Source organism: Lactobacillus nasalidis (assembly GCF_016587775.1).
GTDB lineage: Bacteria > Bacillota > Bacilli > Lactobacillales > Lactobacillaceae > Lactobacillus > Lactobacillus nasalidis.
Window position 1 is genome coordinate 1 of record NZ_BOCG01000100.1, and the last position, 831, is coordinate 831.

An 831-nucleotide genomic window follows, 5' to 3' on the forward strand; every position below is an offset into this window, starting at 1 on the left:
CTTCTTGCCTGCCCAGGCACACAGGTAACCGGCCACAATCGTGCCGGTGAAGTAAAGCAGAGCCGGCAGGCTGCTGCCGGCAGCCAGCATCTTGAAGGCGTCCAAGTTAAAGCTTGAAAAAGTCGTGAACGCTCCCACAAAGCCGGTGCTCAGGCCCGTGTTCAGCCAGGCCCGGGCATTGGTCCGCCGCAGGAAAAAGTAAGTCAGAAAAGCCAGCAAAAAGCAGCCCAGGAGATTGGCCAAGGCCGTGCCGTAAAAAGAAAATGCTTCTGTCAAGGCATAGCGTGCCAGCCCGCCCCAAAAGGCAAAAAAGGCCACGCTAAGATAATTTTTAACTGCTCCCATTGCTTTCTTCCTTCATTTTACCAATCGTTAAATAACGCACTAACTACTAGATTACATCAGAAAGCGCTTCAAAGGCAAACAAAAAAATGAAATCGCCGCCGTGGCGATTTCATTTTTTGAATCCTGGCCCGCCTGTCTCAAAGGCTAGGCATTTTTGGCACTGCCGGCAATCTTGGTCCAGTTCAAAAGCAATGACGAGATCAAGACAGAAACCGAACTAAAGGCCATTGCCAGCCCGGCCAGTTCCGGACTCAGGCTGACGCCGGCAAAAGACAGCAGGCCGGCAGCAACCGGAATGCCGATCAAGTTGTAGATCAAGGCCCAGAAGAGATTCAGCTTGATGCGCTGGAAGGTCTTCTTGGACAGGTCCAGGGCCCGCAGGACGCCCTCCAAGCTGCTGGTCATCAAGACGATGCCGCCGGCTTCCTTGGCCACGTCAGTCCCGCTGCCCATGGCGATGCCGACATCGGCACTGGAGAGGGCAGG

The 831-nt window shown here is 54.4% G+C and carries 1 protein-coding gene and 1 pseudogene; both read right to left on the reverse strand.

The features are described from left to right. Nucleotides 1-345: fluoride efflux transporter FluC (locus lacNas_RS01315; protein WP_201346521.1), on the reverse strand; the 345-nt coding region annotated here is incomplete at its 3' end. A gap of 144 nt (nt 346-489) precedes the next feature. Beyond that, nucleotides 490-831: pseudogene (locus tag lacNas_RS01320) on the reverse strand (heavy metal translocating P-type ATPase); the annotation flags it as partial.